Here is a 20,789-nt window from a genome sequence, read left to right as displayed (position 1 = left end):
CAACAAAAAAATGAACTCGCCCGGAGAAGGGCGAAATCCTTACCTTGCAGGATGGCACGGCAAAGGCGGCGCGGCTACGCGCCTTGAAGAGGTGGGGCTGTGCCGGGCGAAGCAATTCGCCGTATGCGCTTTACCATCTTGTTTGGTGGGGATTTCGCCCTTCCCGGGCGACCAACTTTTACGCCAAGGCGGGTAAAAGTTGGCAAAAGCCGCCTTTTGGGACCGCCACAGCCGTGCGCGTTTCCTACTTGATCAAGGCTGGTCTGCCGTGCGTCCGCCGCAGGAACGGGTGCCTTGATCAAAGGGAAACGGTGGAAGGTTGGTTGGGCCGAGGGAGCCTGGTAGGGATGAGGCGACCTCTCACGCTCGGAACAGTATTCCTTACTCAGATCGGATTTCGGCTCGCGAGGGCTTGGAACCAGTCGAAGCGACCGAAGCCGGGGCGATGCGGTTTCCGGAGGAAACGTCGCAATCGCCCGGCGGGAGGGCGTTACTGGTTCCTGCCCGAGGGAGTCGGGAGCACAGTGCGTAGAGGCTTTTTTTTCGTTTATTTTTTTGCCTCAACAAAAAAATGAACTCGCCCGGGAAGGGCGAAATCCTTACCTTGCAGGATGGCACGGCAAAGGCGGCGCGGCTACGCGCCTTGAAGAGGTGGGGCTGTGCCGGGCGAAGCAATTCGCCGTATGCGCTTTACCATCTTGTTTGGTGGGGATTTCGCCCTTCCCGGGCGAATTACTTTTATTCCAAGGCGGATAAAAGTAATCAAAAGCCGCCTTTTGGGACCGCCACAGCCGTGCGCGTTTCCTACTTGATCAAGGCTGTTCTGTCGTGCGTTCGCTACTGGGACGGATGCCTTGATCAAAGGGAAACGGTGGGAGGTTGGCAAGGCCGGGGGAGCTCGTCACGCCCGGAACACTGTCTCTTACTGTGATCGAATTTCGGCTCGCGAGGGCTTGGAACCAGTCGAAGCGACCGAAGCCGGGGCGATGCGGTTTCCGGAGGAAACGTCGCAATCGCCCGGCGGGAGGGCGTTACTGGTTCCTGCCCGAGGGAGTCGGGAGCACAGTGCAAAGGGGCTTTTTTTCGTTTATTTTTTTGCCCCAACAAAAAAATGAACTCGCCCGGGAAGGGCGAAACCCTCCCCTAGCAGGATGTTGTGGCGAAAACGGCGCGGCTACGCGCCCTGAAGAAGTGGGGCTGTCCTTCTTTTTTCCCTTTTTCTCGAAGAAAAAGGCCCGGATCGCTCCGGGCCTTCATTGCTGCTACTTCATGTCGTAACTTGTTGGACCGTTTCGATAATCGGTCTTGTCCAGCCATGTGGAGGGGTAGCCGATCATGCGGACCTTTTCGCCTTCGGAAAGGGGCGGGGTGGCGTAGGTCCGGCCGTCGGGCAGGTCGGGCAGGTTGATGTAGCCGTCCGAATACTTGGCGAACAGCGTGTAGGTCAGGTCCTGCCAGCGGGCCAGCACCTGCATGGCGTTGCTGGCGCCGAATTCCGTGATCAGGGTGCGGGCGTTGGCCGGGGACTGGTTTTCGACCAGCTTGTCCAGCTTCTGGATTTCGGCTTCGGCCTTGCGCTCAAGCTTCTGCTGCACGGGCTGGATGTCCACTCTGGTCATGCGCTCGAAGTTGAGGCGCGACCAGTTGGCGAGCAGGTTGAATCGCCACCACGCTGCGGCCGGGTCGTATTTCTGGGGCGAGCCTGTCTGATAGGCTCCGGCCAGAGCCGAGGCCTTGGCAAAGAACGGCGTGAAGCAGGTGGTGTAGGACACGTCCGGGCCGAACCAGACCAGTCCGCGCGTGAACTCGGGAGCCTTGGGACGGGTCTGGCACACGAAGGTGTACCCCTGATAAAAGACCGAGATGGCCCGTTCCCATGCGCCGTAATACTTCTTGTCCTCGGTCACGTCGTTCTGATTGCCGTCGTAGGGACCGACAAAACGGTGCGGATCACCATAGGGACCGGCGGCAACGCCCTTGGTCATGTCGAACTGCGTGCCTTCGTAATGGTCGCGGTACAGGCCGAATACATCGTGCGGGGTCAGTTTGGCCTTGGGCCGGACGGCAAAGGGGTAGGCTTTGGTGAAGTCGTCCTCGACCCATGGGGAAAGGCCCAGATCGGGATTGACCCGATCCAGCACGCGCCATACGCGGCGCAGGGAATAGTAGGGGTGATTGTATTCGCCCGGGCTGACCGCGCGCAACCAGTCGATGGGGCCGTCCTTTTTTTCGTTCCACCAGCCCAGTTTCTTCAGGCCGGGGATCAGGTGCTCGGAGTAGAGGAAGTTGTCGGGATCGTCCCTGATGACCGTGCGAATGCGGAATTCGTTGGCAGCCACGAAGAAATGGCCGTCCGGAACGCGCTTGGCAACCCATGCGGAATGGTGCGTGGCATCGGGCAGGGCGCACATCTCGAACACCCATGCCTCGTCCTGATCCGCCACAAGCAGGGTCTCGCCCGTGGAATAGTAGCCGTACTCGTCGAGCAGGCCGCCCATGAGCGTGACAGCTTCGCGTGCGGTTTTGCAGTTTTCCAGTGCGATGCGGGAAAGCTCCGAGCTGTAGAAGATGCGGCGCGGATTATTGCCGTTTTTCTTCGGGTTGGATTTCGGTTCGTACTTTGCGCCGTTGGTGCACTCGCCCATCATCAGGTTGTGCTCGTTCATGATGCCGTAGTTGCCGTCGTAATAGGCATAGGACTGCGGCACTTCATGACCGAGGATTTTCCAGATGGCCTTGTAGGGGAGTTCGTACACCGGGACCGTGGGGGCAAAGCCGGGCGTGTTGTAGGCCGGCCCGCGATCATCGGTCACAAAGCGGGGGTAGCGGTACTTTTCATGGAAGATTTTCCGTTTGCCTTCCTGTTTTCTGCCGGGGACGAGAATGAGCCGCTGGTCTCCGAGCTCGTCGTCGTCCGAATGGGCCACCATCATGGAGCCGTCCGCGCTGGCTCCCCTGGTGACGATCATTGTGGTACAGGCCCATGCCGAGGCCGCAGCCGCGAGCATGAGCAGGCCGATTGCCGTGGCTATGATGCAGGTGCGTTTCATGGTGCTCTCCTTTATGGGGCTTTTCATATCCCGTAGCACATCACGTCCGGGATGGCTTGGGAAACTTCACTTTCCCTACCACCGCGGATAGGGTATGCCGTGGGCGACCGAGAGTCTGAATTTCGAATTTGTATGGAGACGGATACATGAGCATAGCGGTTGCCGTGAGCGGCGGCATGGACAGTCTGCTTTCCCTTGTCCTGCTCAAGGAGCAGGGACTGGACGTTTTTGCGGTGCACGGCCATTTTCTGCCGCCCGGTCCGGACTGGGAACGGGTGACGCAGGGGATGGGCGAGGCGTGCGCCAGACTGGGCGTGCCGTTTCATGCGCTGGACCTGCATCGGGAGTTTCATGACCGCGTGATTGCGCCGTTCGTGTCCGCCTATGCCCGGGGGCTGACCCCGAATCCGTGCGCTGCGTGCAATCCGTCCATGAAATTCGGCGTGCTGTTCGAACGGGCCGAGGCTCTGGGCGCGGACAGTCTGGCCACCGGTCATTATGTGCGCATCGAGGAACGGCCCGGCCTTGGCCGGATGCTGGTTCGGGGCGCTGATCTGTCCAAGGATCAGAGCTATTTTCTTTCGCTGGTTCCCATCGAGCGGCTCAGGCGTGCGCATTTTCCACTGGCCGACAAGTTCAAGCGTGATACCATGGAGACCCTTGCCAGACACGGCCTTGAACCGCCTCTGCCGTCCGAGAGTCAGGAAATCTGTTTTGTGCCCGGGGACGACTATCAGGCGTTTCTCATGGAAAGGGGCAGGCTGCCGGGCGGCGGTCCCATCGTGCTGGAGGATGGCACCGAAGTGGGGCGGCATCAGGGCCTGTGGCGGCATACGCAGGGCCAGCGGCGCGGGCTGGGCATTGCGTGGAAGGAGCCGCTGTACGTGCTGGACAAGGACGTGAAACGCAATGCCCTGATTGTTGGACCCAAGATCGCATTGGCCGCGCCGGGCTGTCGTGTCCGGGACGTGAATCTGCTGACTTCGTCGGAAAACTGGCCGGAAACCGTGCTGGTTCAGACCCGCTACCGCCAGCAGGCCAAGCCGAGTCGCTACCATTTCGAAGGGGATGCTCTGGTTCTGGATTTCATCGAGCCGCATACCCGGCCCACGCCCGGACAGGTGGCTGCACTCTACACCGAAGACGGCGCAGTTCTGGCAGGCGGCATCATCCAATAGGTTGAAAATTGTCTCTTCCCTGCGCCGTCAAACCATCCCGACAAGCTCCCTTTTCCCTGCAGGCGGCGCAGATATAAAAAGTTTAGGATTCTCAAACCCTTTTCAAAGGGTTTGAGCCGCCGGAGGCCTCTTCCTACCCTTCCGGAAACAACCGCCGCCGCTCCTGCTCCTCCTGCCTGTCGCGTTCGAAGCCTTCGCCGCGCGCCTTGCGCATGGTGTTGATGATTTCGTCCGGGGTCATCTGCGGCTTTCTGCGGCAATAGTCGGCCCACCAGCGCACTTCCTGCGTCACGCGAACCTTGAAGGGATCGCGAAACAGGTCGAGCATGGCATAGCCTGCCTCGCGTCTTTCCCGGGCTATGAGTGTCAGGCCGAGATAGAAGGTGGCATCCGGGTTGCCGGGATGGCGTTCCAGCGTGCGGCGGAAGAGCTTTTCCGCGGTGTCCCAGTCGAGTTCCAGAAAGAATTGCATGGCTTCGCGATTGGTGGAATAGGCATCGGACGGCCCGCTGTACAGAAAGTCGCCGTATCCGCTGACGCGCATGCCCATGCCGCCCGATGAGGCCCCCACGCTCCATGTCTGGCAGCCAGCGCAGAATGCGGCCAGAATCAGGGCGACAATGGTCATGCCCGAAAGGGTGAATCCCGGTTTCATGCGTTGACCCCCGGTGTGTTTTGGATTAGGCCAAGGGCGCCCGTGCCGACCCGACTATTTCCGGTATCGCCACGCGTTTTCCTGCTCCAGACCTTCGTCCCAGGCGCGGAACATGGCGGCCGTGATCGCGTCGTCGGACTCATCCGGCCAGCCCTGCATGGTGACGGCGGTTTCCCGGATTTCCCCGGTCAGATAGACCTTGCCCGGGTAGCGGAATTCCGCGAGACGGGCGAGCCCGGCCTGACGCTGTCCCCGGGCGATCTGAATGACGCCGATGTAGAATTCGGCCTGCGGATACCCTGGCTGTACGTCCAGCACATGCTGGAATGCACTCAGGGCTTCGGTGTACTCTTCGAGCCGGTAATGGGCCTGTCCCAGTCGGACAAGCACGTTGACGGAATCCGGGTTTTCGCGCAGTTCCGCCTGATAGGCGGCAACGGCATCCCGGTAGTTGCCAAGGGTCATGGCGTAGTTGCCCTCGTATCGCTTGGGCGCATTGCAGGCCGCGAGTGTGGTGAGCAGGGCAAGGCAGAAAAGGATAACAAGCGGTTTTCTCATGGCGACCGAATCTGTTACGGGTTGAGAACTCATGGCATAGCCGCGACTGCGAGTATATATGATTACATTCTACACCGCCACCCTCGGGTGCAAGATCAACCAGTACGAGACCCGCTCCATTGCCGAGGCCTGGGCCGGACCGGGCGTGGATGCCGTGGAGACCGAGGACGCCCTGAGCGCGGACGTGATTCTGGTCAATTCCTGTGCGGTCACGGCCAATGCGGTCAGCGACCTGCGACAGACCGTGCGGCGGCTGCATCGGGACAATCCCGGGGCGCGCATCGTGGTCACGGGGTGCGCGGCTCAGGTGTTGCCCGAAGAGCTGGCCGACCTGCCCGGCGTGGTCCGGGTGGTGAAGCAGGAGGAAAAGGGCGGACTGCTGGCCGGGCCGGATGCGCCGCTTGAGCCGGTCAAGCCCGGATTTGCGCCGTTTTCCATCAGCGGATACAGCCGGGCGCGAGCCGTGGTCAAGGTGCAGGACGGGTGTTCGCACCGCTGCACCTACTGCATCGTGCCCATCACGCGCGGACCTTCCGTGAGCCGACCCGTCGACGAGATTGTCGCGGAGGCAAGGCGATTGTTTTCGACCGGGTTTCGGGAACTGATCCTCAGCGGCGTGAACCTGCGCCATTTCGGTCGCGATCTGGATGGCAAGCCGGATTTCTGGGATCTGGTGGCGCGGCTGGAAAACGAATTTTCCCCGGAATACGGGGGCAGGGCGCGGCTGCGCATTTCCTCGGTGGAGCCGGGGCAGCTCACGGACAAGGCGCTTGACGTGCTGTCTGCATCGCGCATGGTTGCTCCGCAATTGCACATTTCCCTTCAGAGCGGGGATCGGGCCGTGCTCAGACGCATGGGCAGGGGGCATTATGATCCGGCTCAGGCTCTGGATTTTCTGAAAAAACTGTCCGAGGCATGGCCCGTGCTCGGACTCGGGGCCGACCTGCTGGTGGGATTCCCGGGCGAGACCGATCAGGAGTTCGAGAACACCATGCAGTTCTGCAGGGAGCTGCCTCTGACCTACGGGCATGTCTTTCCCTATTCCATCAGGCCGGGCACGGCTGCCGCCCGCATGGACGGCCAGCTTGAAAAGGCCGTGAAAAAGGAACGTGCCGCGCGGCTTCGCGCTCTGGTGCGGGAAAAGAAGAAGCGGTTCATCAAACGGCTTCTGGATTTGCCGCATCTGGACGTGCTGATGCAGGACAACGAGGGACAGGGCGTGAGTGAATTCTATGCGGCCTGCCGATTGACCGAGGTGCCGGACTGGGCCAGACCGCGCGATCTGGTGCGTGTGCGTCCGGTCGGACTGGACCGGACCGTGATTCTGTGCGAACCCCTGAGTCGGGAGGAACAGCCGTGAGCACGCCGATCATTCCGGCCCCGGGCCTGCTGATCATTTCCGTGCTCAGCGCCAAATGGGACGAGTGCTGGCCCGGGTTGCTGCATGAACTGGAAGGGAAGTTCGGATGCGCCGAACACGTGTCCGAGGAAATTCCCTTTGACCAGACCGAGTATTACGACGCGGAACTGGGCACGCCCATCTCCCGCAGGCTGCTGGCCTTCGAGGAGTTGCGGCCCCTTGATGAACTGGCCGGAATCAAGCTGTTCACCAACAGCGTGGAGCAGGCCCGTTCCCGTGACGGAAAACGTATTTTCAATCTGGACCCCGGGTTCGTGACCCTGGAGCGTCTGGTGCTGGCCACGGGCAAGAACTACTCGCACCGCATCTATCTGGGCAGCGGCATCTGGGCCGACCTGACCCTGATGTGGCAGAAGCGGCAGTGGCAGGTGTTTCCGTGGACGTTCCCGGATTACGCAGGCGAGGAAATGAAATCGCGGCTGACAAAATTGCGCCAGTCGTATAAGAGCAAGCTCAAGAAAATCGAGGATTGACATATGCCAGCAAGCATGACCGGCTACGGCCGATGCGAAACGCGAGAAGACAACTGGTCCCACGTGTGGGAAATCCGCAGCGTGAACGGCAGATTTCTGGACGTGAAGTGGCGGATTCCCAATTCCCTGCGCAGCCTTGAGGCCGGGTGGGAAAAGCAGGTGCGCAAGCATGCGTCCCGCGGCCGCGTGGATATCTTTCTGAACATGGAGCTGCTCAGGGCCGACCTGCTGGACGTGACCCTGAACAAGCCCTTGGCCGAAGCCATGATCGACCAGCTTCAGGGGCTTGCCGAAAAGCGCGGCGCGTCCTTCGAGCCGGACCTGAACAAGATCTTCGGCATGTCCTCCCTGTGGCGCGACAACAACAGCGAGCCTGACGAAGGACTGGCCAGAAGCCTGTCCGAAGGGCTGGAAGGCGCATTGCGCGACTGGATCGGTGCACGGCGCGGCGAAGGCGAGATCATGGCTCGGGACATCAAGGAACGCCTCGTGTTCCTGCGCGACGTTGCGCAGAAGATCGGGGAACGCGTGCCTGTGGTTCTGGAGGAAAAGAAGGCCGGACTGGAACAGCGCATCCGCGAGATGCTGGACAAGGTCGGAGCCGATCTGAACGAGGACCGCATGCTTCAGGAAGTCGCCTACCTGACCGACAAGCTGGACGTGTCCGAAGAGTTGACGCGACTGGCCGCGCATCTGGATCGGCTGGACGAGGTCGTCCTGTCCGACAAGGAAGTGGGCAAGAAGCTCGATTTCCTGATTCAGGAAACCTTTCGGGAAATCAATACCTGCGGCAACAAGGCTCAGGACACCGAGGTCAGCCGACTTGTCGTGGATTTCAAGGCGGAACTGGAAAAGTGCCGCGAACAGGTGCAGAACATCGAATAATCCGCAGCCGCGTCCGGGCGAGTCCTTGCGGTTCGCCCGGTCCGGCAGGGAAACCGTCATGCAGAATCAGAATCACAAGCAGAAGCTGTTGAACGTGGGATTCGGCAATTTCGTGGTCACGAACCGGGTGGTGGGCATCGTGAATCCCACCTCCGCGCCCATGCGCCGCCTGCGCGAGGATGCACGTCAGGAAGGCCGACTCGTCGATGCGACTCAGGGCCGCAAGACCCGCGCCATCATCATCACGGATTCCAATCATGTCATTCTTTCGGCCATTCAGGCCGAGACCATAGGCCAACGTTTCACCGCCGAGGAGGGCGAGTAGTGGGAAACCAGGGCGGTCCGGCCCGCAAGGGGCTGATGCTGGTCATCTGCGCACCGAGCGGCACCGGAAAGAGCACTCTCATATCCAAGCTGAGGCAGGAATTCCCGGATTTCGGATTTTCGGTTTCCTATACCACCCGTGATCCCCGTGAAGGGGAAGAGGACGGGGTGCACTACAATTTCGTGTCCCGTGACAGGTTCGTGGCCATGCGTTCCAAGGGCGAATTCTGCGAATGGGCCGAGGTGCACGGCAACTTCTACGGCACGGCCACGACTCCGGTCCGAAAGATGCTGGACGCCGGACAGGACGTGCTGTTCGACATCGACGTACAGGGTGCGAGTCAGCTCAGGAAGGTCTTTCCCGAAGGCGTGTTCGTGTTTCTGCTGCCACCTTCCCGCGAGGAGCTGCTCAGCCGCCTTTCCGGGCGTGGTACGGATTCCGAGGACTCCATTGCCCGGCGCATGAAGAATGCCGAGGGCGAGCTGCGCGAGGCGCACTGGTTCGACTACTGGGTCGTCAACGATGATCTGGACGAGGCATACCGCGAACTGCGGGCCGTGTATCTTGCCGGTCTCACTTTGCCTGCGTTGCGGCCCGGCCTGCTGGAATCCGTTCTCGACACCTGGGAGGAAGATCGTGGCTGAACTTGTCGTTGCGCTTGATTTCAAGGATGCGAAGTCCGCACTGGACATGGCCGGTCGGCTTCGGGGAACCGCCTCGTGGATGAAGGTGGGCATGGAGTTGTTCTCGGCCGAGGGACCGTCCGTGGTGGCCGGACTCAAGGGCATGGGCTTCAAGGTTTTTCTGGACCTCAAGTTCTTCGACATTCCCAATACCGTGCAGGGCGCGATCCGTTCTTCCGTCGCCTTGGGCGTGGACATGGTCAACATCCACATTCTGGGCGGCAGGCGCATGGCCGAGGCTGCCATGCAGGGCTGTCTGGAAGGTACTCCTGTCGGGGCCGAACCTCCTCTGGTGCTGGGCGTGACCATGCTCACCAGCATGGAAGAGGGCGACCTGCCCGTGCGCCATGCCCCTGCTCCCGGGGAGATGGTGCTTGACCTGGCTGTGAAAGCCAAGCAATATGGCTTGAATGGGGTGGTTTGTTCCGGGCTGGAGGCTCGGAAGATCAAGGCATCCTGTGGTCCGGGCTTCATCTGCCTGACCCCGGGCATCCGGCCTGCCGGGCACGATCGCGGAGATCAGCGGCGCGTTGTCACGCCTGCGGAAGCGATTCGGCTGGGATCGGATTTTCTGGTTGTCGGACGGCCCGTGACCGGTGCCGAGTCGCCGGAGGTGGCGGCCCGGGCCATATTGGAGGAAATGCAGTCGGCGTAAGGGGGCGGCCAATGGCTGAAGGCGATGCCCAGACTCCCGGACACGAGGTCGTCGGTCTCGGTCGGGAAAAGATCAAGGGCGTGTTTTCCACCCAGTCCGTTGCCAAGGTAGGCACGGGCACCACGCAACGTCGCACGATCCAGAAGACCTACTGGAGCGTGGAAGAGCTTCCGGGCGACAAGGTGTCGGTGCAACCCCTGAATCGCAATTATGTCCCTTCCGGCCCCAGGCGCGACATCCCCAAGGACGAGTTTCTGTCCAAGTTCAATCCCGAACCCGAATTCTACATGACCACGGTGTTTCCGGCCATCCGCGAGATGGACGATGCCGTGGTGCGCGGGGAGAAGAACCGCGAACGCGGAGCCGCGTATTCCGCGGAGTTCGAATTCAAGCGCGCCACCTCGATCGACGAGGAAAACGTGCGCGCCAACTTCGGCCTTGGCCTGACCTATCTGGATCGCGGGGATCAGGTGAAGGCCAATGACATCTTCGAGCGGCTCGTGACCCTTGAGGCCGCATTCCAAAGCGAGCACAAGCATCTGTTCAACGATTTCGGCATCAACATGCGCAAGAACAGGATGTATGATCAGGCGCTCAAGTATTACCTTCGGGCCGAGGAACTGGTCCAGAATGACGAGCATCTTTTCCATAACATCGCCCGGTGCTACTTTGAAAAGGGCGATATCGCGAATTGCAGGAAGTACCTGAAAAAGAGTCTTGAAGTGAATCCGGAACTGAAAGAGAGCAAACTGTTTCTGGAGTATCTCCGCAAACAGGGGCATCTTGGTCCGAATGGAGCCGAAAACGGTTCGCTGAACCTTGATTAGACTTCCGGCGCGATCGGCCCTTGCAAGGCCGCCCGTCCGGCGGAGGGGCACTGCATGAATCAGGAAAGTGTACAGGCGTTGTTGCGCGAGATTCCCAGAATGCGCGAGGACCTTCCGTTTTCTCCGGAAATGCTGAAGCGGCTTTTCGAACAGACCGGCGGAAATTCCATGGCCTCCCTAGAGGAAGTCGGGTCCACCCTGAGCCGGGATCAGGGCCTGACCACCCGCATCCTGAGCATGGCCAATTCCGCGTATTACGGGCTTCAGGCCGAGGTCACGTCCGTGAACCGGGCCGCAGCCGTGCTGGGCATGAAGGAAATTCGGAACATCGTGCTTGCTCTGGGCGTACGGGAATTGACCGGAAAGCATGGCCTGCCCGAGGAATTCGATCTTCAGGCCTACTGGACGCATCAGTTCTTCGTGGCCATGGTCTGCCGCGAACTGTCCCGGCTCATCGATGTCGGTGTTCCCGACAACCTTTTCACCGCAGGCATGCTGCATGACATCGGCAAGCTCATCATCGCCATGAAGCGGCCCGGGGACTGGTCAGTGATACAGAGCCTGACCGAGGAACAGGAACTGACCGATGCCGAGGCCGAAGACGAGCACTGGGGAATGGATCATGCCGTGATCGGCGCGCTCGTGCTCAGGACATGGGACCTGCCGCCCGATCTCGTGGAGCCCGTGAACTGGCATCATGCCCCGGATTTGTCTCCGGCACACTCCTCCGAATCCGGCCTGTTGTGTCTGGCCGATTGCGCTGCCCATGCCGCGGCCGACCCGGAAAGCCCGTATGCGGTGCGCATGGAGAGCCTGTGTCCGGATGTCGGCGTGGAACCGCAGGAAATTGCGGAACTGGCCGAGGACCTGCTGGATTCCGAGGATATAGAGCAGTTCGCATCCCTTCTCGCATGACAGGCTGTCCAGAAACGGCGATCTGCTGCGTTGCTTCGCAAATGCCACCCCCTCGCGTATTACGTATACGCGTCGGCCTTGGCATTTCCTTGCGCCTTGCATCTCACCATTCCTGAACAGCCCGGGAATGGGAGGGGGGGGAAACGGCAGCTTGATTTGGTGTTGCAATAATTTCAATGTGTTGTGTGCTGATTGTGCAGGACGGTCTTGGAATTTTCTTGCGCCTAGCGGGTTTTTCCTTTTGAATCATCCCCTGTTTCCGTGAATGACTGTTTGCGTGCCCACCATCAAAATCGAATAATTGGAGGCGGCTTTTGCCCTGTATCTGGAAACCTCGCGGCGAAAAGCCGCCTGCGTCGATCGCCACTGTTGCCGAAGATCTGTCCATATCTCCACTCGTAGCTGAAATTCTCTGGACGCGCGGTCTGCGCAATGCCGAGGAAATGGATCGTTTCCTGTCCCCCATGCTGCGGCACATGGCTCCGCCGGACTGCATTCCGGGCCTGATCGAGGCTGCGGACGTGATTGCCAAGGCTGTTGCCGATGGTGGCAGGATTGCCGTGTGGGGCGACTACGACGTGGATGGCATCACCTCCACGGCTTTGCTCAAGGATTTCTTCGCGCGTCGGGGCATGGATATCCTCTATCACCTGCCCAACCGGCTTGAGGAGGGCTACGGCATGAACGTGGAGGGCGTGGGAGCCCTGCGCGAGCAGGGGGCCGACATTCTTCTGACCGTGGACTGCGGCATTTCCGATATCGCGCCTGTGGCGCGCGCCCGGGAACTGGGCATGACCGTGGTGGTCACGGACCATCATCTGCCCGGCGAGACCCTGCCGGACGCACATGCCGTCTGCGACCCCAGACTCGGACCGGACGATTCCCCGTGCGCAGACCTTGCCGGGGTCGGCGTGGCCTTCATGCTGGCCGCGGCCCTGAATTCGCGTCTGCCGGGCGACCGCATCGATATTCGTTGCCTGCTGGATTTCGTGGCGCTCGGCACCATTGCGGACGTGGTCCGGCTCACGAATCAGAATCGCATTCTGGTCAAGAACGGGCTGCTGCTCATCAAGGAGGCCAAACGGCCCGGCATTGCCGCACTCAAGCTGGTCAGCGACTATGACCGGCATGCCGAACTCGGGGCAGGGCAGATCGGCTTCAATCTGGCTCCGCGCATCAATGCGGCGGGGCGCATGGGCGACCCGGGCAAGGCGCTGGACCTGCTTCTTGCCGAGGACATGGAGACCGCCATGCCCATTGCCGAGGAACTGAACCGGGTCAATGCCGAGCGGCGGTTGCAGGAGCAGGTCATCACGACCGAGGCGCTGGGACAGGCCAAAAAAATGCGCGACAGGGCCGGGCTGGTCCTGTTTGCGGAGCACTGGCATCCCGGCATCATCGGCATCGTGGCCTCCCGTGTGGTGGAAAAGCACTACAAGCCCACGCTCATGCTCTGCGCTCCGGAAAACGGCAACGGCCTGATCAAGGGGTCGGGCCGGAGCATCAGCGAGTTCGACCTGTTCGGCGGATTGAATGCCGTATCCGATCTGCTGGCCGGATTCGGCGGGCACAAGCTTGCGGCAGGGCTTTCCATGGAGCCGGACAATCTGGAGGCATTGCGGGACGCCTTTGACAAGGCCGTGACCGACGAGATCGGGCCGCATCCCCTGACGCCTACCCTGAAACTGGACCGGGAACTGCCGTTCTCCCTGATCGACAACACCCTGCTCAGGGAACTGGAACTGCTTCAGCCGTTCGGCATGGGCAATCCCGAGCCCGTGTTTGCCTCGGCTCCGGTCAAGGTGGCCGAGTACCGGGTCTTCGGCAGGGAGCGGGAACACCTCAAGCTGGTGCTTGCGGATGCGGAGACCGGGGCACGGCTTCCGGCCAAGCTCTGGCGCATGGCCGGGGAATTGCCTTCGGATGTTCTGGGCGAGACCATGCGGTTTGCATTCACCCCGAAAATCGATCGGTACAATGGCATTCCCAGCATTGATTTGCGGATTCGGGACTGGTTGACCTGATTTGGAGAAGCGTTTTCTGATAGGGAATGAAAGAACAAGTATTGTAGTCGGTTCGGTATCGTTGTTTTGAAAAGCGAGGTGTGGCGTGGCTTCCCGGACGGTTTTGTCATGATCGGCCAAACCGGGCTGGTGGGAAAAGAAAAAAAAAGTGAAAAACCTGCTTGACAACCAGGCGGCTCACGTTTAGTTTCCACCTCGCTTCGACAGCAAAGGCGCGTAGCTCAGGGGGAGAGCACTTGCTTGACGCGCAAGGGGTCAGGAGTTCAAATCTCCTCGCGCCTACCAGAAATCCCCTGAAGGGAGGCCCTGTGCCTCCCTTCTTTTTTTGTATTGAACTGGCGCCGGGGACGCTTCCGGCGAAGGAGTTAATGAAAGTGCGCATCCACGTTTCTGGAGAGGAGATGGAAATCGCTGACGGTGCATCCTGCGCCGAGGCCCTGCAACAGGGGCTTTCCAAAAAACAGTTCAAGAAGGTCGTGGCCGCCCGCTGCGGCGAGACCCTGCTTGATCTGAGCACTCCTGTCTCTCCCGGATGCACAACTCTCGAGCCTGTCTTCGGAGATTCCGAGGATGGGCTGGAAATCATTCGTCACTCCACGGCCCATCTGATGGCGGAAGCCGTCAAACACCTGTATCCTTCGGCCAAGGTGACCATCGGTCCCGCCGTTGAAAACGGGTTCTATTACGATTTCGATTTCGAACGTCCCTTCACTCCCGAGGATCTCGAGGCCATCGAGGTGGAGATGAACCGCTCCGTGGGCGCGAACAGGGAATTTTCGCGCCGCGAGGTCTCGGCAGACGAGGCCCGCAAGTTCTTTGCCGATCTGGGCGAGGACTACAAGCTGGAGCTCATCGACGATCTGGGCGAGGAGACGTATTCCATTTATCAGCACGGCGACTTCGCGGACCTGTGCCGCGGACCTCACGTGCCCCGGACCGGCGTGCTCAACGCCTTCAAGTTGCTCAAGGTTGCCGGCGCGTACTGGCGCGGCGACGAGAAGAACAAGCAGCTTCAGCGCATCTACGGCACTGCCTGGGCCGATCCCAAGGCGCTCAAGAAGCATCTGCATCAGCTTGAGGAAGCCAAGAAGCGCGACCATCGCAAGCTCGGTACCCTGCTTGATCTGTTCAGCTTTCAGGAAGCTGGCGGCGCGGGCATGGCCTACTGGCACCCCAAGGGCGCTCTGGTTCGCACCATTCTCGAGGATTTCGTCACCAAGGAGCAGCTCAAGCGCGGCTACGAACTTGTGCGCGGTCCCCAGATTCTGAAACGCGAACTCTGGGAAACCTCGGGCCATTACGAAAATTACCGTGAAAACATGTATTTCACGGAGATTGATGAGCAGGCCTACGGCGTGAAGCCCATGAACTGCCTGGCCCACATGCTCATCTACAACCGGAAGCTCATGAGCTACCGGGAACTTCCCCAACGGTATTTCGAGCTGGGCGTGGTGCATCGGCACGAAAAATCGGGCGTGCTGCACGGCCTGATGCGTGTGCGGTGCTTCACTCAGGACGACGCGCACATCATCTGTCGTCCGGACCAGCTTCAGGACGAGATCAAGGGCGTGATCAAATGGGTGCAGGACCTCATGGGCCTGTTCGATCTGGAATGCAGCATGGAGCTCAGCACCCGTCCGGAAAAGTCCATCGGCTCGGACGAGGCGTGGGAACTGGCTACCACTTCCCTGGAAGAGGCCATGAAATCCCTTGATCTGCCCTACGATGTCAATGAAGGCGACGGGGCGTTCTACGGCCCCAAGATCGACGTCAAGGTGCGGGACTGCCTGGGTCGCGAATGGCAGTGCTCCACCGTGCAGGTCGATTTTACCTTGCCTGAACGTTTTGACTTGAGTTACATCGGTGAGGATGGTAACCGCCATCGCCCGGTCATGGTTCACCGTGCCATCATGGGGTCTGTCGAGCGTTTTCTCGGCATTCTCATCGAGCACTACGCGGGCGCGTTCCCCACTTGGTTCGCCCCGGTGCAGGCCAGAATCCTGACCGTGACCGACGCCCAGAACGAGTTTGCCCGCCAAGTCTTGCAATTGCTGCGAGATAAGGGTATTCGCGTCGAGGCAGACCTTCGAAACGAGAAGTTGGGCTACAAGGTACGGGAGGCCCAGGTCGAAAAGATCCCGTACATGTTGGTGGTCGGTGATAAAGAGGTTGAGGCCGGGTCGGTCAACGTCCGCTCCCGCGACGGTGATGATCCCGGGATGCAGTCTTTGGAAGACGCTGTGCAGTTGATCCTTGACGACGCGCAGGCGCCGTTCAAACGTGGAGGAATGAGCTATAGCTTTTAAGCGCAGAGCCTCTAACCGGGGGGGCCGCAAGGAAGATCCGGTAAGGCGTAACGAGAGAATCCGCATCCCCAAGGTGCGGGTTGTGGATGAACAGGGGGAACAGCTCGGGGTGATTGCCACCCGCGAGGCCCTGCAGATTGCCCGGGAACGGGGGTACGATCTTGTCGAGGTCGCGCCCAATGCCGACCCGCCGGTCTGCAAGATCATGGATTACGGCAAGTTCAAGTATGAACAGCAGAAGCGTCAGCAGGAAGCCAAGAAGAAGCAGACCGTAATCAAGATCAAGGAAGTCAAATTTCGCCCCAAGACCGACGAGCACGATTACCAGACCAAGCTCAAGAAGATTCTCACGTTTCTTGAGGGCGGTGATCGCTGCAAGGTCACCATCTTTTTCAGGGGCCGCGAAATCGTCCACAAGGACCGCGGCCTGATGGTCCTGGACCGTGTTGTCGAGGACACTCAGGAGATCGCAAAGGTGGAAAGCAAGCCGGCATCGGAAGGACGGACCATGACCATGCTGCTTTCCCCGTTTAAAAAATAAGCGACATCCCAGGGGCCATGTGCCCCGTCAAGGAGGATAATATGCCGAAGATCAAGACCAGAAGGGCTGCTGCCAAGCGCTTCAGCCGGACCGGCAGCGGCGAATTCAAACGCCGCAGGAAGAACCTCAGGCACATCCTGACCAAGAAGAACGCCAAGAGAAGGCGTCGTCTGGGTCAGACCACTACCGTGGACGGTGCCAACAAGAAGGCCGTCCGCCGCATGCTGCCCAACGGCTAGCAGCGGTCATCAAGAAAGCAACCATTAACCTGATCCGCCCCGCCGGGGGAGTCCGTCCGGCCCGGGGGGTAGTAAGAGATGGAGGTTTGACATGAGAGTCAAGCGTGGAGTGGCCGCCAAGAGGCGCCACAACAAGTATCTGAAGCTGGCCAAAGGCTACCGTGGCGCCGGCAGCCGCCTGTACCGCACCGCTCGCGAGCGTGTTGAAAAGGCCCTTGCAAAGGCCTACCGTGATCGCAAGCGCAAGAAGCGCGAGTTCAGGAAGCTCTGGATCATGCGCATCAACGCTGCTGCCCGTGTGCACGGCCTGTCCTACAGCCGATTCATGAGTGGTCTGAAGAAGGCCGGCATCGAGCTGAACAGGAAAGTCCTGGCCGACATGGCGGTCCGCGACAAGGAAGTGTTCGCCAAGATCGCCGAGGCCGCAAAAGCCAAGGTTAAGTAGCTGTGAACAATGAACTCAAGTCCTTCATGGAAGGGCTGGACAGCCTGGTCCGCGACTGTGAAGGTCGCGGCCAGGCTTGTTCGTTAAAGGAACTGGATGAGATCCGGATCGAATTCCTCGGGCGAAAGGGCAAGCTGGCCCAGTCCATGAGCCTTCTCGGCAAGCTGGACAATTCGGACAAGCCTGCTGCCGGGAAGAAGGCCAACGAGGTAAAGACGTTCATTACCGACCTGCTGGACAAGTGGCAGGCCGGTCTTCTGGCTGCGGAAAAGAGCCAGACTCTGGAACGCTTCGATCCCACCATGCCGGGCCGCAAACCCTGGGCCGGTTCCCTTCACCCCGTGACTCTGGTCATGGACGAGATTTGCGAAGTGCTGACCGGCCTCGGTTTCGAGCACGCCGCAGGTCCGGAAGTGGAAAACGACTGGCACAATTTCGAGGCCCTCAACATTCCCCCCGAGCACCCGGCTCGGGACATGCAGGACACCCTCTACGTCTCGGACAAGATCGTGCTGCGGACCCATACTTCGGGCATGCAGATCAGAAGCATGCTCGGCCGCAAGCCGCCCCTGGCCATCATCGCCCCGGGCAAGGTCTACCGCCGGGATTCCGACCTGACCCACACCCCCATGTTTCACCAGATCGAGGGACTGCTCGTGGACACCAACGTGTCCATGGCCGACCTGCGCGGCACGTTGACCGTGTTCGTGCGCCAGTTGTTCGGTCAGGGCACCGAAGTTCGGTTCCGCCCCAGTTTCTTTCCGTTCACCGAGCCCAGCGCCGAAGTGGACATCTCCTGCGTGATGTGCGGCGGCAAGGGCGAGATTCACGGCGAGACCTGCCGTGTCTGCAAGGGCACCGGCTGGGTCGAGATTCTCGGCTGCGGGATGATCGATCCGAACGTGTTCAAGTCCGTGGGCTATGATTCGGAGCTGTACACCGGCTTCGCGTTCGGTCTCGGCGTGGAGCGCGTGGCCATGCTCAAGTACGGCATCGGCGACCTGCGCATGTTCTTCGAAAACGACGTCCGTTTTCTGGAACAGTTCGCCTAGACGGAGATTTTACGGCCGGAACGTCCCGAACAGGGGCGTTCCGCGCCTTTTTGCAACTTTTGACTTAGCGGTAGTGCGATGCTCATCAGTTTCGATTGGTTGCGTGAATTCGTTCCTTTCGAAGGCGAGGCTCAGGAGTTGGGCGACAGGCTGACCATGCTCGGCCTGGAACTGGACTCCATCGAGGACCCCTTTGAAAAGGTCAAGGATATCGTGGTCGGCCACGTCGTGGAATGCGGCCGCCACCCCGAAGCGGAAAAACTGTCCGTGTGCAAGGTGGACGTTGGAGACGAGGTTCTGGACATCGTCTGCGGCGCGCCCAACGTTGGTCAGGGCCAGAAGGTGCCCGTGGCCAAGGTTGGCACGGTCATGCCCGGCGGCCTCAAGATCAAGAAGGCCAAGCTGCGTGGTCTGCCTTCCCACGGCATGATCTGCTCCGAGCGCGAATTGGAGTTTTCCGATAATCACGACGGAATCTGGGTCCTGCCCGAGGACCTGAAGCCCGGCGAAAAACTGGTGGACGCGCTCAAGCTCGAACGCACGGTTCTGGATTTCGACATCACTCCGAACCGCGCGGATTGTCTTTCCCATCTGGGTTTTGCCCGTGAAGCTGCGCTGGCCTTTGATCTGCCCCTGACCATGCCCAAGCTGGCCCTGACCGAATCCGGCGGGGATGCGGCTGGCGAGATCAAGGTGGTCATCGACGATCCGGCCCTGTGCCCGCTGTACAGCGCGCGCATCATCCGTGACGTGCAGCAGAAGGCTTCTCCGGAATGGATGCGCATGCGCCTTCTCGCGGTTGGTCAGCGTCCCATCAGCAATATCGTGGACGTGACCAACTACATCATGTTCGAACTGGGCCAGCCCCTGCATGCGTTCGACATGGATCGCATCGAAAAGGCCACCATTCGTGTTGCTCCGGCCGAAGACGGCATGAAGTTCACCACCCTTGACGAGGTGGAGCGCACCCTGACCCCGGCCGATCTGCTGATCTGGGACGGCGTCAAGCCCGTTGCCCTTGCCGGCGTCATGGGCGGCCTGAATTCCGAGATGACCGGAGATAGCCGCAACGTGCTTCTGGAGTCCGCGGTATTCCGGCCCGGCACCATCCGCAAGACCGCTCGCAGGCTGGCTCTGCCCAGTGATGCGTCCTATCGTTTCGAGCGCGGCGTGGATCAGGTGCTGAATCGTTTCTGTCTGGATCGCGCTGCCCAGCTCATGTCCGAGATCGCGGGCGGCTCCGTGGTTTCCGGCGTGGCCGTGAACGAGCCGACTCCGTGGCAGGACCGCGTGCACGGCTATCGTCACGATCGCTGCATGCGGCTGCTCGGTCTTGATCTGGAGCCCGGATTCGCCAAGAAGGTTTTTACTCTTGAAGGGTGTCAGGTGGATGATTCCGATCCTGACAACTGGAAGGTTTCCTCCCCGTCCCATCGCCTTGATCTGGAGCGCGAGGTGGACCTGTACGAGGAAGTGGGCCGTGTCTATGGTCTGGATCGCATCCCGGCGGTACTGCCCCGGGTCAAGAAGAACATGGACGGCGAGGTCACATCCGACACCCCCTACGGCTTCATCCGCCGGATCAAGCTCTGGGGCGCTGGCGCGGGCCTGTCCGAAGCCGTGAACTACAGCTTTGTGGGCACGGATGATCTGGACCGCCTGAACATGGCTCCCGAAGGCCGCGTGATCATTGCCAATCCCCTGTCCGAAGAGCAGAATGTCATGCGCACGGATTTGACTCCGGGTCTGCTCAATACCCTGAAGCACAATCTGGCTCAGGGCAACAACCATGTGCGTGTGTTCGAGGTCGCCAAGCGGTTCGTGGCCGATGCCGAGTCCGAGACCGAGACCCGCGAGCATACCCGACTGGGCATTCTGCTCTATGGCTCCCGTCACGCTCAGGAGTGGCCGTGGCCGCATGCCGATGCCGATTACCTTGACATCAAGGGCCATGTGGAGCACCTGCTGTCCGATTCCCTCAAGCTGGAGGAAGCGGAATTCGCGCTGGTTGCCGATCACGCCTATCTTGAACCCTGCGTGTCCGTGAGCGTGTATGGCAAGCCTGTCGGTTTCATGGGCATGGTCCGGCCGGAGATGGCGGACTACTATCACGCCAGAAAGGACGTGTGGGTCGCTGATCTGGACGTGGAAATGCTCCGCGACCTGACCCGCGAACACAGTATCCAGTTTGCGAATCTGCCCGTGTTTCCGCCGTCCCGTCGCGACGTGACCGTGATCGGTTCCATGACGTTGCAGGCCGGAGCCGTGGTTGCCGCCATTCGGGACATGAACATCAAGATTCTCGAATCCGTGGAGCTGGTGGCCGAATACATTCCCGAGGGGCAGGAGGAAGAGCGCAATCTCTCTTTCCGCCTGACCTACCGTCACCCGGCCAAGACGCTCAAGGACAAGGAAGTGGACAAGCAGCACAAGCGCGTTCTCAACGAACTTTCCAGCAAGCTGCCGGTCCGTTTCTAGCGCCCGATTTCCAAGGAATGACAAGGGAGCCTCGGTCCGAGGCTCCCTTTTTTTGTTGGGGTCCGCAGCTCGGGGGCCAA

Annotated in this window: 19 protein-coding genes and 1 tRNA gene; 17 read left to right on the top strand and 3 right to left on the bottom strand. The window is 60.3% G+C overall.

All coding sequences use genetic code 11. From position 1 onward, the window contains the following. Positions 1 to 1,262: 1,262 nt before the first annotated feature. Positions 1,263 to 3,050: a dipeptidase gene (locus MPN23_RS07740; protein ID WP_243547121.1), complete on the bottom strand. Its 1,788-nt coding sequence runs from the start codon at positions 3,048 to 3,050 to the stop codon at positions 1,263 to 1,265. 146 nt (positions 3,051 to 3,196) lie between these two features. Here MPN23_RS07740 and mnmA point away from each other — a divergent pair, with 146 nt between their 5' ends. Beyond that, positions 3,197 to 4,228 (top strand): tRNA 2-thiouridine(34) synthase MnmA, encoded by a 1,032-nt coding sequence (mnmA, locus tag MPN23_RS07735; protein ID WP_243547120.1) that lies wholly within the window; start codon positions 3,197 to 3,199, stop codon positions 4,226 to 4,228. 133 nt (positions 4,229 to 4,361) lie between these two features. On the opposite strand, the gene MPN23_RS07730 is transcribed toward mnmA, so the two are convergent. Both MPN23_RS07730 and MPN23_RS07725 read right to left on the bottom strand, forming a co-directional pair. Next, positions 4,362 to 4,883 (bottom strand): tetratricopeptide repeat protein, encoded by a 522-nt coding sequence (locus MPN23_RS07730; RefSeq protein ID WP_243547119.1) that lies wholly within the window; start codon positions 4,881 to 4,883, stop codon positions 4,362 to 4,364. Positions 4,884 to 4,937: 54 nt separating this feature from the next. Then, a complete protein-coding gene (locus tag MPN23_RS07725) occupies positions 4,938 to 5,441 on the bottom strand; it encodes a tetratricopeptide repeat protein (protein WP_243547118.1) in 504 nt (167 codons plus the stop codon). Positions 5,442 to 5,499: 58 nt separating this feature from the next. On the opposite strand from MPN23_RS07725, the gene MPN23_RS07720 reads away from it, so the two are divergent. The 16 genes from MPN23_RS07720 to pheT all read left to right on the top strand — a co-directional run bounded on the left by MPN23_RS07720 (position 5,500) and on the right by pheT (position 20,709). Next, positions 5,500 to 6,801, top strand: coding sequence for a MiaB/RimO family radical SAM methylthiotransferase (locus MPN23_RS07720; protein WP_243547117.1), 1,302 nt, complete (start codon positions 5,500 to 5,502; stop codon positions 6,799 to 6,801). Next, positions 6,798 to 7,334, top strand: a complete 537-nt coding sequence (locus MPN23_RS07715; RefSeq protein ID WP_243547116.1) for a DUF4416 family protein — start codon at positions 6,798 to 6,800, stop codon at positions 7,332 to 7,334. Before MPN23_RS07720 ends, MPN23_RS07715 begins: the two co-directional genes overlap by 4 nt. A 3-nt stretch (positions 7,335 to 7,337) precedes the next feature. Then, a complete protein-coding gene (locus MPN23_RS07710; RefSeq protein WP_243547115.1) occupies positions 7,338 to 8,219 on the top strand; it encodes a YicC/YloC family endoribonuclease in 882 nt (293 codons plus the stop codon). A gap of 58 nt (positions 8,220 to 8,277) precedes the next feature. Next, a complete protein-coding gene (locus tag MPN23_RS07705; RefSeq protein WP_243547114.1) occupies positions 8,278 to 8,544 on the top strand; it encodes a DUF370 domain-containing protein in 267 nt (88 codons plus the stop codon). 35 nt (positions 8,545 to 8,579) lie between these two features. Further along, entirely contained in the window at positions 8,580 to 9,188 is a 609-nt protein-coding gene (gene gmk, locus MPN23_RS07700) for a guanylate kinase (RefSeq protein WP_243547365.1), read from the top strand. Beyond that, positions 9,181 to 9,882 (top strand): orotidine-5'-phosphate decarboxylase, encoded by a 702-nt coding sequence (pyrF, locus tag MPN23_RS07695; RefSeq protein WP_243547113.1) that lies wholly within the window; start codon positions 9,181 to 9,183, stop codon positions 9,880 to 9,882. Before gmk ends, pyrF begins: the two co-directional genes overlap by 8 nt. Positions 9,883 to 9,893: 11 nt before the next feature. After that, positions 9,894 to 10,709 carry a tetratricopeptide repeat protein gene (locus MPN23_RS07690; protein ID WP_243547112.1) on the top strand — a complete coding sequence of 272 codons (816 nt, stop codon included), beginning with the start codon at positions 9,894 to 9,896 and terminating at the stop codon, positions 10,707 to 10,709. 54 nt (positions 10,710 to 10,763) lie between these two features. Continuing rightward, positions 10,764 to 11,624, top strand: coding sequence for an HDOD domain-containing protein (locus MPN23_RS07685; protein ID WP_243547111.1), 861 nt, complete (start codon positions 10,764 to 10,766; stop codon positions 11,622 to 11,624). Between the two features lie 314 nt (positions 11,625 to 11,938). Then, positions 11,939 to 13,648: a single-stranded-DNA-specific exonuclease RecJ gene (gene recJ / locus MPN23_RS07680; RefSeq protein WP_243547110.1), complete on the top strand. Its 1,710-nt coding sequence runs from the start codon at positions 11,939 to 11,941 to the stop codon at positions 13,646 to 13,648. 210 nt (positions 13,649 to 13,858) lie between these two features. Then, a tRNA-Val gene (locus MPN23_RS07675) sits at positions 13,859 to 13,933 on the top strand. A gap of 89 nt (positions 13,934 to 14,022) precedes the next feature. Continuing rightward, positions 14,023 to 15,954 (top strand): threonine--tRNA ligase, encoded by a 1,932-nt coding sequence (gene thrS, locus MPN23_RS07670; RefSeq protein WP_243547364.1) that lies wholly within the window; start codon positions 14,023 to 14,025, stop codon positions 15,952 to 15,954. After that, on the top strand, positions 15,944 to 16,495 hold the full coding sequence (gene infC / locus MPN23_RS07665) for a translation initiation factor IF-3 (protein WP_243547363.1): 552 nt from the start codon (positions 15,944 to 15,946) through the stop codon (positions 16,493 to 16,495). The genes thrS and infC overlap by 11 nt, the downstream gene beginning before the upstream one ends. 41 nt (positions 16,496 to 16,536) lie before the next feature. Further along, entirely contained in the window at positions 16,537 to 16,734 is a 198-nt protein-coding gene (gene rpmI / locus MPN23_RS07660; RefSeq protein WP_243547109.1) for a 50S ribosomal protein L35, read from the top strand. Positions 16,735 to 16,825: 91 nt separating this feature from the next. Beyond that, a complete protein-coding gene (gene rplT / locus MPN23_RS07655) occupies positions 16,826 to 17,179 on the top strand; it encodes a 50S ribosomal protein L20 (protein WP_243547108.1) in 354 nt (117 codons plus the stop codon). Positions 17,180 to 17,205: 26 nt separating this feature from the next. Beyond that, complete coding sequence (gene pheS, locus MPN23_RS07650) at positions 17,206 to 18,231, top strand: phenylalanine--tRNA ligase subunit alpha (protein ID WP_243547362.1); 1,026 nt, start codon at positions 17,206 to 17,208, stop codon at positions 18,229 to 18,231. A 78-nt stretch (positions 18,232 to 18,309) separates the two neighbouring features. Beyond that, on the top strand, positions 18,310 to 20,709 hold the full coding sequence (gene pheT, locus MPN23_RS07645; RefSeq protein WP_243547107.1) for a phenylalanine--tRNA ligase subunit beta: 2,400 nt from the start codon (positions 18,310 to 18,312) through the stop codon (positions 20,707 to 20,709). The last annotated feature ends 80 nt before the right edge of the window (positions 20,710 to 20,789 follow it).

This window comes from Pseudodesulfovibrio tunisiensis (genome assembly GCF_022809775.1).
GTDB classification, from domain to species: domain Bacteria; phylum Desulfobacterota; class Desulfovibrionia; order Desulfovibrionales; family Desulfovibrionaceae; genus Pseudodesulfovibrio; species Pseudodesulfovibrio tunisiensis.
The sequence above is the reverse complement of the archived record's forward strand: the minus strand, read 5'-3'. Positions and strand labels throughout refer to the sequence as shown.

Bases quoted from the DNA above. Each gene is read 5' to 3' on its own strand.
- MPN23_RS07740 (WP_243547121.1), bottom strand. From the start codon at position 3,050: ATGAAACGCACCTGCATCATAGCCACGGCAATCGGCCTGCTCATGCTC.
- mnmA (WP_243547120.1), top strand. From the start codon at position 3,197: ATGAGCATAGCGGTTGCCGTGAGCGGCGGCATGGACAGTCTGCTTTCC.
- MPN23_RS07730 (WP_243547119.1), bottom strand. From the start codon at position 4,883: ATGAAACCGGGATTCACCCTTTCGGGCATGACCATTGTCGCCCTGATT.
- MPN23_RS07725 (WP_243547118.1), bottom strand. From the start codon at position 5,441: ATGAGAAAACCGCTTGTTATCCTTTTCTGCCTTGCCCTGCTCACCACA.
- MPN23_RS07720 (WP_243547117.1), top strand. From the start codon at position 5,500: ATGATTACATTCTACACCGCCACCCTCGGGTGCAAGATCAACCAGTAC.
- MPN23_RS07710 (WP_243547115.1), top strand. From the start codon at position 7,338: ATGCCAGCAAGCATGACCGGCTACGGCCGATGCGAAACGCGAGAAGAC.
- MPN23_RS07705 (WP_243547114.1), top strand. From the start codon at position 8,278: ATGCAGAATCAGAATCACAAGCAGAAGCTGTTGAACGTGGGATTCGGC.
- gmk (WP_243547365.1), top strand. From the start codon at position 8,580: ATGCTGGTCATCTGCGCACCGAGCGGCACCGGAAAGAGCACTCTCATA.
- MPN23_RS07690 (WP_243547112.1), top strand. From the start codon at position 9,894: ATGGCTGAAGGCGATGCCCAGACTCCCGGACACGAGGTCGTCGGTCTC.
- MPN23_RS07685 (WP_243547111.1), top strand. From the start codon at position 10,764: ATGAATCAGGAAAGTGTACAGGCGTTGTTGCGCGAGATTCCCAGAATG.
- rpmI (WP_243547109.1), top strand. From the start codon at position 16,537: ATGCCGAAGATCAAGACCAGAAGGGCTGCTGCCAAGCGCTTCAGCCGG.
- rplT (WP_243547108.1), top strand. From the start codon at position 16,826: ATGAGAGTCAAGCGTGGAGTGGCCGCCAAGAGGCGCCACAACAAGTAT.
- pheS (WP_243547362.1), top strand. From the start codon at position 17,206: ATGGAAGGGCTGGACAGCCTGGTCCGCGACTGTGAAGGTCGCGGCCAG.
- pheT (WP_243547107.1), top strand. From the start codon at position 18,310: ATGCTCATCAGTTTCGATTGGTTGCGTGAATTCGTTCCTTTCGAAGGC.